The following is a 16,034-nucleotide window of genomic DNA, read 5'->3' on the forward strand; positions in this document are numbered from 1 at the left end:
CGTGCCTTCTCGTTCCGCTGCATCGCGCCCGCCTAAGCTGGGCGGGTGATCATCCTCGCCGCCACTCCGATCGGAAATCTCGGCGACGCGTCTCGCCGCCTCGTGGAGGTGCTGGAGAACGCCGAGGTCGTCGTGGCCGAGGACACCCGCACCACGCAGCGACTGCTCAAGGCGCTGGAGATCGACAACAGACCTCGCCTGATCGCCCTGCACGACCACAACGAGAAGCAGAAGGCGGCCGAGCTGGCGGCGCTCGCCGCGGAGACCGACATCGTCGTGATGAGCGATGCCGGGATGCCCACCGTGAGCGATCCGGGATACGGATTGGTCGCCGAGGCCGTTGCCCAGGGCGTGACGGTGACCGCGATCCCCGGGCCGAGCGCGGTGCTGATGGCACTGGCGATCTCGGGCCTGCCCACCGATCGCTTCACGTTCGAGGGCTTCCTGCCGCGCAAGCCGGGGGAGCGGCGTTCGACTCTTCGCGCCCTGGCTGCCGAACCCCGCACCATGGTCTTCTTCGAGTCGCCCGCACGTCTGGCCGGTGCGCTGACGGACATGGGAGCCGCGTTCGGCGACGAGCGGCGCATCGCCGTGTGTCGCGAGCTCACGAAGTTCTACGAGGAAGTACGTCGCGGCACCGCGCCCGAACTCGTCGCGTGGGCGCAGGACGGCGTCAAGGGCGAGATCGTGATCGTGGTCGAAGGGGCCTCCCGCCGAGACGCCTCTCCGGAAGACGCCCTCACCCAGGTGCAGACGCTCGTCGCGGACGGCGTCCGCCTGAAGGACGCCGCCTCCGAGGTCGCCGCCCTCACCGGTCTCTCCTCCCGCGACCTCTACCAGGCGGCTCTCGCCGCTCGCTCCGGAGGAGTGTGACCGTGAGCAAGGCGGCGACCGTGTACGACGTGGCCGATCGGGCCGGCGTCTCGATCGCCACGGTCTCGCGCGTGCTGCGCTCGCCGGATGCCGTGCGTCCGGTCACGCGGGAGCGCGTGCTCGATGCGGTGACCGCTCTCGGGTACGTCCCCAGCGGCAGTGCCCGCGGACTCGCCGAACGCCGCACCGGCGTGCTCGGGCTGTACTTCCCCGGCTTCGACGCCGCGGAGGATGCCCCGCCGCTCGACGCGCTCTCCGCCGCTGAGGAACACGCGCCTCCCTTCGCGATCGTCCGCGATGAGACCGAGTCCGACGGCGGGCACACCTCGATGCTGTTCCTCGACGAGGTGCTGCGCGGCGCCGAGCTCGAAGCATGGAAGCAGGGTTTCGTGCTGATGGTCGGCGTCGGCCGCGATGATCCTGACCGTTCCACGGTGCGGGACATGGCTGGTCGAGTCGACGGCCTCATGGTGCTCGCGAGCAGCGTGCCGGACGACGTTCTGGCGCGACTGGCGCGACGCATCCCCGTGGTGGTGCTCTCCGGCCCGCCACGCGGAGATCACTACGACCATGTGACGGTGAGCAACGCCGAGGCCATGGCGGAGCTGACCCGGCACGTGCTCGGGCAGGTGGGAGACGGGCGGCTCGCCTTCCTCGCGGGACCGGCGGACTCTCCCGACGGTCTGCAGCGCTGGGACGGCTTCGCCGCCGCGGTGGCGGGGGCGGGGCGGAGCCTCGACGACGTGACGGTGCTGCGCGGCGACTTCACACGGGCGTCTGGTCGGAGGGCGGCCGAGGAGCTTCTCGCCACGGGGACGCCGGCCGCGCTGATCTCGGCGAACGATCAGATGGCGCTCGGAGCGCTCGACGTGTTCCGCGGAGCGGACGTCCACGTACCGGACGACATGCTCGTGACGGGCTTCGACGGCATCGAGGCCGCTGCCCTGTCGCAGCCCCCGCTGACCACGATCCGTCAGCCGATGATCGACCTCGGACGCGCGGCCGTGCAGGTGCTGGCCCGCCGCCTCGAGCACGCCGAGGCGGAGCCCGTGGTGGCACGTCTGCCGCTGCAGATCCTGCTCCGCGAGAGCTCGCAGCGCCCCGTCTGACCGGCCGGAAACGCTCGCCGCGCCGGTGTCAAGGGGTTGCGGTCTCAAAATGTATGCGCTTACAATCTGGAAGGCGGCGTCGGTCGCCGGTCATGACAGAGACGACATGAGGTGGCAGATGTCAGAGGGCACAACGCCGAGAGGGCGCGTGATGCAGCGCTGGCGCAGAGCGGCGATCGTGGGCCTCGCGGCCGTGGCGGTCGCACTCAGCGGCTGCAGCATCCAGATCACATCCCAACCCGATCCCTCGATCGGTGCCGACACGATGCTGATCAATGCCGACAAGGGCAACCCGTTCTTCACGAAGAACTTCAACCCGTATCTCACCAACACGCGCACCGCGTCCCGGTGGATCTACGAGCCGCTCATCCTGATCAACCCGCTCGACGGCACGCAGAACCCCTGGCTCGCGTCCGAATGGACGCAGCCCGACGCCCGCACCATCGTCATGACGATCCGCGATGGCGTCACCTGGAGCGATGGGGAAGACCTGACGCCCGAAGACGTGGCGTTCACCTTCCAGCTGCTCAAGGACAACCCGTCCCTCGACATCAAGGGTGCGTGGCAGCACCTCGACAGTGTCGACACCTCGGGCGACGATGTGGTGCTGCACCTCAAGACCGAAGACGCCCCCTCGCTGTCGATCCTGGGCCAGACCATGATCGTCCCCGAGCACCTCTGGGCCGACGTGAAGGATCCGGGCACATACCGCAACGAGAACCCGGTCGGCACCGGTCCCTTCGTGCTCGGCAACTACAACGACCAGCAGTACTCGATGGACAAGAACCCCGACTACTGGCAGGCCGACTCGATCGAGATCGAGCACATCATCCTCCCCGCCACGAACTCCCAGCTCGACACCGTCACCCGCGGCTATGACTGGGCCTACTCCTTCATCTCCGACGTCGAGGGCACCTGGGGCGCGGCGAGCGAGCACAACAACTGGTGGTTCCCGCCGGGTGGCGTGATCGCGCTCATGCCGAACCTGGAGGTGGCTCCCTTCGACGACGTGAACGTGCGCCGGGGCATCGCTCTCTCGCTCGACCGCGACGAGATCGCCGAGACGGCATCGGAGGGCTACATGAAGCCTGCCGGTCAGACCGGACTCATCCTGCCCAACCAGCAGCAGTACCTCGACCCGAGCATCCCCGACCAGGGCATGATCACGCAGGACAGGGACGCAGCGCTCGCCGCCTTCGCCGAGGCGGGGTACACACTCGACGGCGACCGGCTCATCGGGGCCGACGGCCAGCAGCTCGAGTTCGCCCTGACCACCGCGAACGGCTACTCCGACTGGACGCGCGCGGCGCAGACCGTGCAGAGCCAGCTCGCCGCGGTCGGCGTGAAGGTCACCCTCAAGCTCCCGCAGCCCGCGGGCTATCAGAGCGCGATCAGCAACGGCGACTTCGAGATGGCCATCGGCGGCATGGGGAACGGCGACATCTACCAGGCGTACAACAACCTGCTCTCCAGCGAGTTCTATGTGCCGTCCGGCGAGGCCACGGCGAACAACTTCGAGCGCTACAAGTCACCCGAGGTCGATGAGCTGCTGGCCGAGTACCGCGAGACCGTCGACACCGCTCGCCAGACCGAGATCGTCAAGGAGCTGCAGCGCATCGTCTACGACGAGATGCCCGTGATCGGCCTCTACTACGGCGGCATCTGGGGCCTGTTCAGCGATGCCAAGTTCACCGGCTGGCCGAGTGAGGAAGACCCGTACATGATCCCGCAGAACTACGACTCCGCGCCGCTGGGTATCTTCACCCGGCTGGAGCGAGTGCAGGAGGACGACAAGTGAAGTACGTGCTCCAGAAGTTCGGCCTGTTCGTGCTCACCCTGTGGGCCGCGGTCACCCTGAACTTCTTCCTGCCGCGAATGATGCCGGGCTCCCCGGCGGATGCCGCCATCGCCAAGCTGTCCCAGAACGGGCCGGTGTCGGATGCGACGCGTGCCGCCATCGAGGCACAGCTGGGTGTTCCGACCGGGTCGCTGTGGGATCAGTACATCGCCTACCTCGGTCAGGTCGTGCGGCTCGACTTCGGCGTTTCGTACACGTTCTACCCGCAGTCGGTGTCGAGCATGGTCTCCACGGCCTTCCCCTACACGATCGGGCTGGTCGGCATCGTCACCGTGCTCGCGTTCGTGATCGGCACGCTCATCGGAGTGATGGCCGCCTGGCGCCGAGGGACGTGGCTCGATTCGCTGCCCACGCTGACCGGATCGTTCCTGAGCACGTTCCCCTATTTCTGGACGGCGCTGCTGCTGCTCTTCTTCTTCGGGTACGTGCTGCACTGGTTCCCGACGACCGGCGCCTACTCCGCGACGACGACCCCTGGCTTCACGTGGGAGTTCCTCGGTGATCTGATCAGTCATGCGTTCCTTCCGGCGCTGACGATCCTGCTCACCTCGCTGGGCGGCTGGATCATCGGGATGCGCAACGCCATGATCAACACCCTCGGCGAGGACTACATCACCTTCGGTGAGGCGAACGGTCTGCGGGGGCACACGATCGCCCTCCGGTACGCGGCCCGCAACGCGATCCTGCCGAACCTCACGGGCTTCGGGCTCACGCTCGGCGGCGTGGTGGGCGGATCGATCCTCGTCGAGCAGGTCTTCGGCTATCCCGGCATCGGATACCTGCTGTTCAACGCCGTGATCGGGCAGGACTACCCGCTCATGCAGGCGCTCTTCCTGATGATCACCGTGAGCGTGCTCATCGCCAACTTCCTCGTAGACATCCTCTACGGGGTTCTCGACCCGAGGACTCGCCGATGACCTCCACCATGAACGTCAAGATCCCCGCCGAGCGCATCGCCGCGCCCAGCCCGTGGCGCGCCTTCGGACGCATGGTCGCCACGCTCTGGAGCAACGGCAAGGCGCGGCTCGGGCTGTGCATCCTCGCCTTCTTCGTGCTGGTAGCGGTGTTCGCCCCTCTCCTGGCCCCGTACGGCGCGAAGGACAACGGCTTCGAGCGCAACGCCGATGCGTCGTGGGCGCACTGGCTCGGCACGACCGCTGCCGGGGAGGACGTGCTCAGCCAGCTCATCTACGGCGCACAGGTCAGCCTCCTGGTCGGCTTCGCCGCCGGAATCCTGTCCACGATCGTGGCCGTGCTCATCGGCCTCAGCTGGGGGTACATGCGAGGGTTCCTCGGCGAGGTGATCGGCTTCATCGTCAACCTCTTCCTCGTGATCCCCGGCCTGCCGCTCATGATCGTGATCGCCGCCTACCTGCAGAACGGCGGCATCCTGATGATCATCGCGGTGATCGTCGTGACCGGTTGGGCGTGGGGTGCGCGTGTGCTCCGCAGCCAGACGCAGTCGCTGCGGGGGAACGATTTCGTCACCTCGGCGCAGTTCTCGGGCGACAGCAGGACGCGCATCGTGTTCCGCGAGATCCTGCCGAACATGACCTCGATCATCGCGGGCACCCTCTTCGGTGCGGCGACTGCGGCGATCCTGGCGGAGGCGGGGCTGGAGTTCCTCGGCCTCGGCGACTCCAGCATCGTCAGCTGGGGCACCATGCTCTACTGGGCGCAGAACTCCAACTCGCTGCTCACCGGACAGTGGCTGCTGCTGTTCGCCCCCGGTCTGTGCATCGCCCTGCTGGCGCTCAGTCTGACACTGATCAACTTCGGCGTGGACGGCATCTCCAATCCGCGCCTGCGAGAGGGGAAGGGGCGATGACCGCCATGACGGAGAACATCGACATGCGCGAGAACGACATCCTGCTGGACGTGCAGAACCTCTCGGTGCAGTACGCCTCGCCGGGGACGACGCCGGTCACCGCGGTCGAGGACGTCTCGTTCTCCCTCCGCCGTGGGGAGTTCGTCGGACTGGTCGGCGAATCCGGCTCAGGGAAGTCCACGCTCGGCTTCGCCCTCACGCGACTGCAGAAGCCGCCGGCACGGATCAGCGCAGGACGCATCCTGTTCGGAGGACGTGACATCCGGGAGCTCGACGCCGAGGAGCTGCGCCGTCAGCGTCAGGGCGGGTTCGCGATGGTGCTGCAGTCGGGCATGAACGCGCTCAACCCGGTGCGCACGATCGGCAACCACTTCCGCGACATCTTCGCTGCGCACGGCCACGTGCCGAAGGACGCGCGCGAGGCGAGGGCTCAGGAGCTCGTGGGCAAGGTGGGCCTCGATCCCTCGGTGCTCGCACGCTTCCCCGGCGAGCTCTCCGGCGGCATGCGCCAGCGCGCCTCGATCGCCCTCGCCCTGTCGCTCGAACCGCAGCTGATGGTGTTCGACGAGCCCACCACCGCGCTCGACGTGCTGGTGCAGCATGCCGTGATGGACACGATCAAGGACCTGCAGCGGGCCGAGGGCTTCACCGCGATCCTGATCAGCCACGATCTCGGCATCGTGCTGGAGGCGACGGACCGGGTGATGGTGATGCACGAGGGACACATCGTCGAGGACGCCAGGAGCATCGACATCCTGGAACGCCCGAAGGACGAGTACACGCGGATGCTGCTGAGCCACTACGCCGACCCCCGGGCCGAGAAGATCGAGATCCCCGGATTCCTCGACGCGGGCACCCGGCGTCGTGAGGGACGTTCGCGCACCGACGTCACCGAGACCCTGCCGACCGTGTCGTCGCGCGACACCCGTCGGGCGGATGCGGCGATCGTGGTCGAGGGCGTCTCGAAGCACTACCCGGCACCGCGTCGCGGACAGAGCGCCGTCACCGCGGTCGACGACGTGTCGTTCCGGCTGGAACCGGGGGAGTCCCTCGCCCTGGTCGGCGCATCGGGTTCGGGCAAGTCGACCATCGCCAAGATGCTCACCGGCGTCGAGAAGCCCACCTCCGGCACCGTCCGCTTCGGGGACACCGACGTGGCGACGCTCAAGCGCCGCGGTCTGCGCGATCTGCGCAAGGACGTGCAGATGGTGTTCCAGGATCCGTACGCGGCGCTCAACCCGCTGCACACGGTCGAGTACGCCCTGACCCGGCCGGTCGTGAACTACACGAAGCTGCGCGGTCCGGAGGCCAGAGCCCGGGTGTTCGAGCTGCTCGAGACCGTCGGCCTGACTCCCGTCGAGCAGTTCGCGGCCAAGCTGCCGCACCAGCTCTCCGGAGGACAGCGACAGCGCGTGGTGATCGCCAGGGCGCTCGCGAGCGACCCGCAGGTGCTGATCGCCGACGAACCGGTCTCGATGCTCGACGTATCGCTCCGCGCCGGAGTGCTGGCGCTGCTGGAGGACCTGCGCGAGCGGTGGGGCATCAGCATGCTCTACATCACGCACGACCTGCTGAGCGCGCGTCTCGTCACCGAGAACATCCTCGTGCTCAACAGCGGCCGAGTGGTCGAACGCGGTGAGACCTCGCAGGTGCTGCAGCATCCGGAGGACCCGTACACGGTCGAACTGCTCGACGCCGTGCCGAACCCCGCCCGCGCCCGCTGACGCGCGGACGACGCCTGCAAGAAAGAGAGAGGAGCGCATCCGTGCTCACATTCCCCGACGGCTTCCTCTGGGGTGCCGCGACAGCGGCCCACCAGGTGGAGGGCAACAACACCACGAGCAACTGGTGGGCGATGGAACATGCGCCCGGCTCGCCCATGGTGGAGCCCTCCGGTGACGCTGCCGACCACTTCCACCGCTACCCGGAGGACATGCGGCTGCTCGCCGAGGCGGGGCTGAACTCCTATCGCTTCTCGGTCGAGTGGGCGCGGATCGAGCCGGAGCGCGGGTTCATCTCGCGGGCGATGCTCGACCACTACCGCCGCATGATCGACACGGCGCGTGAGAACGGACTGGACCCCACCGTCACGCTCATGCACTTCACGGTGCCGCAGTGGTTCCAGAAGGACGGCTTCTGGCGCGCGGACGACGCGGTGGATCTGTTCTCCCGCTACGTCGAGACCGTGCTGCCGATCCTCGACGGCGTCGACTACGTGTGCACGATCAACGAGCCGAACATCGCCGCGATGCTGGCCGGGGGAGAGGACGCCGCGAACCTCGTCGCCTACGGCCTCCCGAACCCCGACCTCGCCGTGGCCGACACCCTGCTGGACGCGCACCACCGCGCGTCCGAGATCCTGCACTCGGTGCCGGGAGTCAAAGCCGGATGGACGATCGCCACACAGGCGTTCCACTCCACAGGTGAGCCCGGAGCCGACGAGATGCTCGCCACCTACGGCGATCCGCGCGACCACTGGTACCTGGAGCAGTCGGCCGGAGACGACTTCGTCGGCGTGCAGGCATACACCCGCACCTTCATCGGCCCGGAAGGTCCGCGTCCGGTGTCGGACGACGTCGAGACGACGCTCACAGGCTGGGAGTTCTTCCCCGATGCGCTCGAACTGGGCGTGCGCAGCGCGTGGGAGCGCAGCGGTGGGGTACCGATCCTCGTGACGGAGAACGGCATCGCGACCGCCGACGACACCCGACGCGTCGCCTACACGCAGGGAGCGCTGGAAGGCCTGCACCGCGCGATCGCCGACGGCATCGACGTGCGCGCCTACCAGCACTGGAGCGCGCTGGACAACTACGAGTGGGCCAGCGGCTTCCGGCCCACGTTCGGGCTGATCGGCTTCGATCACGAGACCTTCGAGCGCTCGCCGAAGCCGTCGCTGGCCTGGCTCGGAGAAGTCGCCCGCCGCAACGGTCTCTGAGAGCGCACAGCTGACCCCGCCGCGGATGCGCCCCCGGCATCCGCGGCGGGGTTACCCTCGGGTCATGACGAACGCGAAGCACGCGACACGGGGCGAAGAGACACGGTCAGACACCCTCCGGTCGGCCGCGGCAGGCTTGAGCGCGTCGTTCCTCGCCGTCGGGCTGGCAGAGCTCGTCGCCGCTGTGGTCGAGCCGAGTGCGAGCCCGTTCGCGGTGATCGGGAGCGGACTCATCGACCTCGCACCGAGCTGGGCGAAGGACACCGCGATCGCGCTGTTCGGCACCGGCGACAAGGTGGCGCTGATCGTGGGCATCGCCCTGGTGCTCGTGGTCGTCGCCGCGCTCGCCGGCATCCTGGAGCGGCGACGGTCCGGTATCGGAGCGGTCATCCTCGGCGCACTCGGTGTGCTCGCGGTCGTGGCCGCGATGATCCGTCCGGGCGCTGGACCGTTCGCCTGGCTCCCGGGTCTCGTCGCCGGACTCGTCGCGGTGATAGTGCTGCGTCTCCTCGTCGCTCGACTGCGTCCGGTCGCGGGCCTTGCGCCCGACGGTGAAGACCGCAGGCGGTTCCTGGTGTGGACCGCCGGAGTCGCCGCAGCGGGTGCCGTCGCCCTCATCGTCGGTAATGTCGCGCGCGGAGCGAGCCGATCGATCGAGGCGGTCCGCGACGCCCTGCGGCTGCCGAAGGCGGCACGTGCGGCAGCGGCAGTACCTGCCGGCGCGGAGCTCGACATCCCCGGTCTCGCCACGGTCGTGACCCCGAACGCGGAGTTCTACCGCATCGACACGGCACTGATCGTCCCTCAGGTCGACCCCGCCGACTGGTCGCTGCGCATCCACGGCATGGTCGATCGCGAGGTGCGCATCACCTGGGACGAACTGCTCGCCATGCCGCTGCAGGAGGCGGACGTGACGCTCGCCTGCGTGTCGAACGAGGTGGGCGGATCGCTCATCGGCAACGCGCGCTGGCTGGGGCTGCCGATCCGCGAGCTGCTCGCGCGTGCGGGCGTCGACGCGGAAGCGGACATGGTGCTCTCCACCTCGGCAGACGGCTTCACGGCGTCGACGCCGCTCGAGGCGCTCACCGACGATCGGGACGCTCTGCTCGCGATCGGCATGAACGGCGAGCCGCTGCCGATCGAACACGGCTTCCCGGTGCGGATGGTGGTGCCGGGGCTGTACGGCTACGTGTCGGCCACGAAGTGGGTCACGCAGCTGGAGGTCACGAGGTTCGACCGCGCCACGGCGTACTGGACGAGCCGCGGCTGGTCCGACCGCGGGCCCATCAAGCTGCAGTCGCGCATCGACGTCCCGCGCCGCGGACAGTCGATCCCGGCCGGGGACGCGGTGATCGCGGGAATGGCGTGGCAGCAGCATGTCGGGGTCGCCGGGGTGGAGGTGCGCATCGACGAAGGGCCATGGCGCAGGGCGGATCTCGCCACCGCGATCTCCGCCGACACGTGGGTGCAGTGGAGCCTCGACTGGACCGCCGAGAGCGGTTCGCACACCATCGAATGCCGGGCGCTGAGCGCCGACGGCGAGACGCAGACCTCGGATCCGGCCGCCCCCGCACCCGACGGTGCGCAGGGATGGCACCGCATCGACGTCTCCGTCGCCTGAGCGCGAAACCACCTCTCGTGCGGCACCTAGAATTGCTCCATGCCCGCAGGCGATTCCTTCTACATCACCACGCCCATCTACTACCCCTCCGACGTGCCGCACATCGGTCACGGGTACACGTCGGTGGCCGTCGACACCCTCGCGCGGTGGCACCGCCAGGCGGGCGATGACACCTGGATGCTGACGGGTACCGACGAGCACGGTCAGAAGATGCTGCGCGCCGCCGCGGCGAACGGGGTCACTCCGCAGGAGTGGGTCGACAAGCTCGTCAGCGAGAGCTGGTTCCCGCTGTTGGAGACCCTCGACGTCGCGAACGACGACTTCATCCGCACCACGCAGGAGCGGCATGAGACGAACGTGCAGACGTTCTTCCAGCGCCTGTACGACCGCGGCTACATCTACGCGGGCGAGTACGAGGCGCTCTACTGTGTGGGCTGCGAGGAGTTCAAGCCGGAGTCGGAGATCGTCGACGGCACCGGACCCTTCGAGGGCCTGAAGGTCTGCGCCATCCACTCGAAGCCGCTGGAGCTGCTGCAGGAGAAGAACTACTTCTTCAAGCTCAGCGAGTTCCAGGACCGGCTGCTCGAGCTGTACAAGACCCAGCCCGACTTCGTGCGCCCCGACTCGGCGCGCAACGAGGTCGTGTCGTTCGTGAGCCAGGGCCTCAAGGACCTGTCGATCTCCCGCTCGACCTTCGACTGGGGAATCCCGCTGCCGTGGGACGAGTCGCACGTCATCTACGTGTGGGTCGACGCGCTGCTCAACTACGCCACGGCCGTCGGGTACGGCTCCGACGAGGAGACCTTCGCGCGCCGCTGGCCGGCGTACCACGTGGTCGGCAAGGACATCCTGCGCTTCCACGCCGTGATCTGGCCCGCGCTGCTGATGGCGGCGGGACTCGACGTGCCGAAGGGCGTCTTCGCGCACGGCTGGCTGCTGGTCGGCGGCGACAAGATGTCGAAGTCGAAGCTCACCGGCATCGCGCCGACCGAGATCACCGATGTCTTCGGCTCCGACGCGTACCGCTTCTACTTCCTCTCCGCGATCGCCTTCGGCCAGGACGGCTCGTTCTCGTGGGAGGACCTGTCCGCTCGCTACCAGGCCGAGCTCGCGAACGGCTTCGGCAACCTCGCCTCGCGCACGACCGCGATGATCGAGAAGTACTTCGAGGGTGTCGTGCCGCCGGCGGCCGAGTACACCGAGAAGGACCTCGCGATCCAGAAGATCGTGGCGGATGCCGCGTCGAACGCGGATGCGGCCATCGCGAACTTCCGCATCGACGAGGCGATCTCGGCGATCTGGACCATCGTGGACGCGCTCAACGGGTACATCACCGCGAACGAGCCGTGGGCGCTGGCCAAGCAGGCGAACAGCGGCGACGAAGAACAGCGCGAGCGTCTCGCCACCGTGCTCTACACCTGTGCCGAGGGGCTGCGTGCGCTCGCCGTGCTGCTCTCGCCGGTGATGCCGCAGTCGACGGAGAAGCTGTGGATCGCCCTCGGCGCCGCCGAGACCCTGGGCCGTCTGCAGGACCAGCCGATCCGCGAGGCCGGAGCCTGGGGCGTGCTGCGCCCCGGCACCAGCGTCAACGGCCTGGCGCCGCTGTTCCCGCGGGTGGAGTCCGCAGCCTGAGCGATGTCGGGTACGTATGTGCAGCGCCGTGACGGTGACGGACGCAAGGATCTGAGGTATCCCGCCGCGCCCGAGCCGCTGGCCGTTCCGGTGTACGACAACCACGCGCACCTGGAGATCGTCGACGGCGACGAGCCGCTGAGCCTCACCGAGCAGCTCGACCGCGCGGCGGCCGTTGGCATCGCCGGCGTCGTGCAGGCCTCGGGCGACATCGAGTCGTCCCGGTGGGCGGTCGAGGCCGCGGAGTCGGATCCCCGCGTCCTGGCCGCCGTCGCCATCCACCCGAACGATGCCCCGACGTACGCGGAAGAGGGCCTGCGGGGTGGCGTGGGCCTGGACGAGGCCATCGAGGTGATCGACGAGCTCGCCGCGCACCCCCGCACCAGGGCGATCGGCGAGACGGGGCTCGACTTCTTCCGCACAGAGCCCGAGCGCCGCGCGCCGCAGTTCGCCTCGTTCGAGGCGCACATCGCGCTCGCGAAGAAGCACGGCATCGCGATGCAGATCCACGACCGCGACGCGCATGAGGCCGTGCTCGAGACGCTCTCCCGTGTCGGCGCCCCGGAACGCACGGTGTTCCACTGCTTCTCGGGCGACGACGCGATGGCCCGCCTCTGCGCGGACGCCGGTTACCACCTGTCGTTCGCCGGCAACGTGACGTTCAAGAACGCGCAGAACCTGCGGGATGCGCTGAAGGTGACGCCGCTCGATCGCATCCTCGTCGAGACGGATGCCCCGTTCCTCACTCCCGTGCCGCTGCGGGGCCGCCCGAACGCGCCTTACCTCGTGCCGATCACCGTGCGTTTCATGGCCGCCGAGCTCGACATCGAGGTCGACGAGCTGTGCGCCCAGCTGGCCGAGAACACCCTGCGGGTCTACGGCTCGTTCGCCGACTGAGTTTCGGGTTCCACGTCTTCGGGCCCGGTCTCGGCGACGGGCTTCGCGCTCACGATCTGCGAGATCGGCTTCCACACCAGCAGCAGGGTGAGGGCCGCCCCGACGAAGGCGAACCACCAGGGCGCGGTGAGTCCCCACACCTGGGCGATCACGCCGCCGAGCGCCTGCCCGACGACCATGCCGCCGAACACCCCGACCATGTTCACGGAGGCCACCCGGCCCTGCAGCTCGGCGGGCACCAGACGCTGTCGCACGGTCGTGGAGATCGTGCCCCAGACGAACGCGTACGCCCCGAAGAAGAACATGATGATCAGCGCGACCCATCCGACGGTGGTGAGGGCGAACGCCAGGTGCATGAGCACCTCGAGCGACAGCACGACACGCATCAGGGTGGCGAAGGAGACGTGTCGCTCCAACCAGCCGAAGCTGAGCGTCGCGAGGATGCCACCGGCCGCCGACGCGGTCGTGAGGGCGCCGTAGCCCACCGCGCCCATCTGCAGGTGCTCCGTCGCGTAGAGCACGAGCACACCCCAGGGCGCCGCCCAGGTGATGTTGAACACCAGGATGATGAGCACCAGCATGCGCACGGGCGGGTTGCGCCACAGCCAGCGGAGCCCCTCGGCGATGTCGGTGTGCACCGGCGTGTGCTCGTCGGTCGCGCGCGGCGGCACCGGGGTGCGAGCCATGCGGGAGATGAGCACGACCGCGAGGCTGACGCACACGACTTCGAGCAGGAACGGCCACGCGGTGCCGGCGGCGAACAGGAAGGCGCCCAGCGGCGGACCGGCGAACTGGTTCGCCACCAGGTATCCGGCCTGCAGGCGTGCATTGCCGATGCCGAGGTCGGCGGGCTTCACCAGCATCGGCAGCAGCGTGCTGCCCGCCGTGTCGACGAAGACCTCGGCGGTGCCGTAGAGGAAGGCCACAGCGAGCACGATCCAGATGTTCGCGACGCCGGTGATCAGGAAGACGCACAGTGCGAGGAGCACGACAGCCCTGGAGGCGTTCGCGAACATGACCAGGCGGCGTCGGTCGAAGCGGTCGGCGATCGCTCCCGCATGCAGGCCGAACAGGAGCCAGGGGAGGAACTGCAGGATCGCGCCGGCCGCCACCAGGATCGGCGACGAGGTCATCGATGCGATCAGCAGGGGAGCGGCCGCGAGCGCGACGCCGTCACCGACGTTGCTCGTCCACGACGACGCGAGCAACCATCGGAAATCGCGGCCCATGCGACGGGGCGCGACGAGTTCTCCGAGAGAAGGCACCAGAGAAGACTACTGAGGAGGGGGGACATCGGAGTGTGGGGGAGAATGGGGGGATGACCGTCACCCTGCTCGGCGCCTCCGAGATCCGCCGCCTCGCCGCCGAGCTCGACGTCACCCCGACGAAGAAGCTCGGCCAGAACTTCGTCACCGATGCGAACACCGTGCGCAAGATCGTGCAGGCCGCCCGTGTGCAGCCGCACGAGCGCGTGGTCGAGGTCGGTCCGGGTCTCGGCTCCCTGACGCTGGCGATCCTCGAGACCGGCGCCTCCGTCACGGCCGTCGAGATCGACCACCGACTCGCGGCCCGGCTCGCGCAGACGGCCGCCGAGCACGGTGTCGAGGCCGACCGCCTCACGGTCGTCGATGCGGATGCGCTGCGCATCACCGAGCTCCCCGGCGAGCCCACCGTGCTGGTCGCCAACCTCCCCTACAACGTCTCGGTGCCGGTGCTGCTGCACTTCCTCGAGAACTTCGCGTATCTCCAGCGCGGCGTGGTGATGGTCCAGGCCGAGGTCGCCGAACGGCTGGCCGCGAAGCCGGGCTCGAAGATCTACGGCTCGCCCAGCGTCAAGGCCGCCTGGTACGGCGAGTGGAAGCTCTCCGGAAATGTCTCCCGCCAGGTGTTCTGGCCGGTGCCGAACGTCGACAGCCTGCTCGTCGGCTTCGACCGGTCCGAGGGTGAGCGCGGCACGGAGGAGGAGCGCCGTCGCACGTTCCAGATCGTCGATGCGGCCTTCAACCAGCGCCGCAAGATGCTGCGTCAGGCACTGTCCGGGATCTTCGGCAGCTCGGCTGCCGCCTCGGAGGTGCTGACCGCCGCCGGTGTCGCACCGACGGCTCGGGGCGAGGACCTCACGGTCGAGGACTACCAGCGCATCGCACAGCACGCTCCCGCGCTGGACATGCTCTCCGACGATGTCGCTTCCACCCAGTAATCTGGCACCGTGACCGACTCCCCCCGCTTCCGTCCCGATGTCCCCGAGCTGCACCGTCCGTATGCCGCGGACGAGAGCCGCTACCAGCAGTTCGCCTACCGTCAGGTCGGCACGTCCGGCCTGTACCTGCCCCCGATCTCGCTCGGGCTGTGGTGGAACTTCGGCGACAACATCCCGCTCGACAACCAGCGCGCACTGCTGCGCCACGCGTTCGACCGGGGCATCACCCACTTCGACCTGGCGAACAACTACGGCCCGCCCTACGGCTCCGCCGAGAAGAACTTCGGCCGCATCTTCGCCGAAGACCTCCGCCCCTACCGCGACGAGCTGATCATCTCGTCGAAGGCCGGCTGGGACATGTGGCCCGGCCCGTACGGCGACTTCGCGAGCCGCAAGTACATCCTCGCGAGCGCCGAGCAGTCGCTGACGCGGATGGGCCTCGACTATGTCGACATCTTCTACTCCCACCGTGTCGACCCGGTCACCCCGATCGCCGAGACGGTCGGCGCGCTCGACACGCTCGTGCGCCAGGGCAAGGCCCTATACGTCGGTATCTCCTCCTACAGTGCGGAGCGTACGGCCGAGGCCGTGGCCGTCGCCAAGGAGCTCGGCACCCCGCTCGTCATCCACCAGCCCGCGTACTCGATCCTGAACCGCTGGGTCGAAGACGGACTGACCGACACCCTGGAGCAGTCGGGCCTCGGCGCGATCGCGTTCACCCCGCTGGCTCAGGGCCTGCTCACCGACAAGTACCTCGGAGACGGCACGGCCGAGCGTGCGCAGAAGCGCGGCTCGCTGCCGGAGGGCCGGCTCACGGACGAGGCCGTGCAGACCCTGCGTTCGCTGAACGAGGTCGCTCAGGGGCGCGGCCAGTCGCTCGCGCAGCTCGCACTGCAGTGGACCTTGCGCAGCCCCGTCGTCGCCTCGGCGCTGATCGGCGCCTCGCGTCCTGAGCAGCTGGATGAGAACATCGCGGCCGTGAACGGTCCCGACTTCACGACCGAGGAGCTCGCCCGCATCGACGAGCTCGCCGGCGCCATCGACGTCAACCTGTGGGCGAAGTCCTCGGAGCTGTGACCCG

Annotated in this window: 13 protein-coding genes; 12 read left to right on the forward strand and 1 reads right to left on the reverse strand. The window is 68.6% G+C overall.

The window, feature by feature from the left end; genetic code table 11:
- The first annotated feature begins 45 nt into the window (after positions 1-45).
- The 10 genes from rsmI to MOX01_RS07075 all read left to right on the forward strand — a co-directional run bounded on the left by rsmI (position 46) and on the right by MOX01_RS07075 (position 12,753).
- Entirely contained in the window at positions 46-873 is an 828-nt protein-coding gene (rsmI, locus tag MOX01_RS07030; protein WP_058632394.1) for a 16S rRNA (cytidine(1402)-2'-O)-methyltransferase, read from the forward strand.
- 2 nt (positions 874-875) lie between these two features.
- Positions 876-1,982, forward strand: a complete 1,107-nt coding sequence (locus MOX01_RS07035; RefSeq protein WP_061015092.1) for a LacI family DNA-binding transcriptional regulator — start codon at positions 876-878, stop codon at positions 1,980-1,982.
- 118 nt (positions 1,983-2,100) lie between these two features.
- Positions 2,101-3,780 (forward strand): ABC transporter substrate-binding protein, encoded by a 1,680-nt coding sequence (locus tag MOX01_RS07040; RefSeq protein WP_046749727.1) that lies wholly within the window; start codon positions 2,101-2,103, stop codon positions 3,778-3,780.
- The gene (locus MOX01_RS07045) at positions 3,777-4,757 is read left to right on the forward strand and encodes an ABC transporter permease (RefSeq protein ID WP_046749726.1); all 981 of its coding nucleotides are present in this window, start codon (positions 3,777-3,779) and stop codon (positions 4,755-4,757) included. The genes MOX01_RS07040 and MOX01_RS07045 overlap by 4 nt, the downstream gene beginning before the upstream one ends.
- On the forward strand, positions 4,754-5,668 hold the full coding sequence (locus tag MOX01_RS07050) for an ABC transporter permease (protein ID WP_046749725.1): 915 nt from the start codon (positions 4,754-4,756) through the stop codon (positions 5,666-5,668). Before MOX01_RS07045 ends, MOX01_RS07050 begins: the two co-directional genes overlap by 4 nt.
- The gene (locus MOX01_RS07055; RefSeq protein ID WP_230977829.1) at positions 5,665-7,392 is read left to right on the forward strand and encodes an ABC transporter ATP-binding protein; all 1,728 of its coding nucleotides are present in this window, start codon (positions 5,665-5,667) and stop codon (positions 7,390-7,392) included. Before MOX01_RS07050 ends, MOX01_RS07055 begins: the two co-directional genes overlap by 4 nt.
- A gap of 41 nt (positions 7,393-7,433) precedes the next feature.
- Positions 7,434-8,603: a glycoside hydrolase family 1 protein gene (locus MOX01_RS07060; RefSeq protein ID WP_141369054.1), complete on the forward strand. Its 1,170-nt coding sequence runs from the start codon at positions 7,434-7,436 to the stop codon at positions 8,601-8,603.
- Between the two features lie 64 nt (positions 8,604-8,667).
- Positions 8,668-10,224, forward strand: a complete 1,557-nt coding sequence (locus tag MOX01_RS07065; RefSeq protein WP_141369056.1) for a molybdopterin-dependent oxidoreductase — start codon at positions 8,668-8,670, stop codon at positions 10,222-10,224.
- A gap of 39 nt (positions 10,225-10,263) precedes the next feature.
- Complete coding sequence (gene metG, locus MOX01_RS07070) at positions 10,264-11,856, forward strand: methionine--tRNA ligase (RefSeq protein ID WP_141369058.1); 1,593 nt, start codon at positions 10,264-10,266, stop codon at positions 11,854-11,856.
- A gap of 3 nt (positions 11,857-11,859) precedes the next feature.
- On the forward strand, positions 11,860-12,753 hold the full coding sequence (locus MOX01_RS07075) for a TatD family hydrolase (RefSeq protein ID WP_061015081.1): 894 nt from the start codon (positions 11,860-11,862) through the stop codon (positions 12,751-12,753).
- On the opposite strand, the gene MOX01_RS07080 is transcribed toward MOX01_RS07075, so the two are convergent.
- Entirely contained in the window at positions 12,732-14,018 is a 1,287-nt protein-coding gene (locus tag MOX01_RS07080; RefSeq protein ID WP_230977830.1) for an MFS transporter, read from the reverse strand. The two genes, MOX01_RS07075 and MOX01_RS07080, sit on opposite strands and share 22 nt — an antisense overlap.
- Positions 14,019-14,071: 53 nt before the next feature.
- Here MOX01_RS07080 and rsmA point away from each other — a divergent pair, with 53 nt between their 5' ends.
- Together rsmA and mgrA are read left to right on the forward strand one after the other, a co-directional pair.
- The gene (gene rsmA / locus MOX01_RS07085; protein WP_141369060.1) at positions 14,072-14,953 is read left to right on the forward strand and encodes a 16S rRNA (adenine(1518)-N(6)/adenine(1519)-N(6))-dimethyltransferase RsmA; all 882 of its coding nucleotides are present in this window, start codon (positions 14,072-14,074) and stop codon (positions 14,951-14,953) included.
- A gap of 9 nt (positions 14,954-14,962) precedes the next feature.
- Complete coding sequence (mgrA, locus tag MOX01_RS07090) at positions 14,963-16,030, forward strand: L-glyceraldehyde 3-phosphate reductase (protein ID WP_058632402.1); 1,068 nt, start codon at positions 14,963-14,965, stop codon at positions 16,028-16,030.
- Positions 16,031-16,034 lie beyond the last annotated feature (4 nt).

Source organism: Microbacterium oxydans (assembly GCF_006540085.1).
Lineage (GTDB): Bacteria > Actinomycetota > Actinomycetes > Actinomycetales > Microbacteriaceae > Microbacterium > Microbacterium oxydans.

Excerpts from the sequence above, each read along its gene's own strand:
- MOX01_RS07040 (WP_046749727.1), top strand. The coding sequence starts at position 2,101 with ATGTCAGAGGGCACAACGCCGAGAGGGCGCGTGATGCAGCGCTGGCGC.
- MOX01_RS07055 (WP_230977829.1), top strand. The coding sequence starts at position 5,665 with ATGACCGCCATGACGGAGAACATCGACATGCGCGAGAACGACATCCTG.
- MOX01_RS07075 (WP_061015081.1), top strand. The coding sequence starts at position 11,860 with ATGTCGGGTACGTATGTGCAGCGCCGTGACGGTGACGGACGCAAGGAT.
- rsmA (WP_141369060.1), top strand. The coding sequence starts at position 14,072 with ATGACCGTCACCCTGCTCGGCGCCTCCGAGATCCGCCGCCTCGCCGCC.
- MOX01_RS07065 (WP_141369056.1), top strand. The coding sequence starts at position 8,668 with ATGACGAACGCGAAGCACGCGACACGGGGCGAAGAGACACGGTCAGAC.
- MOX01_RS07050 (WP_046749725.1), top strand. The coding sequence starts at position 4,754 with ATGACCTCCACCATGAACGTCAAGATCCCCGCCGAGCGCATCGCCGCG.
- metG (WP_141369058.1), top strand. The coding sequence starts at position 10,264 with ATGCCCGCAGGCGATTCCTTCTACATCACCACGCCCATCTACTACCCC.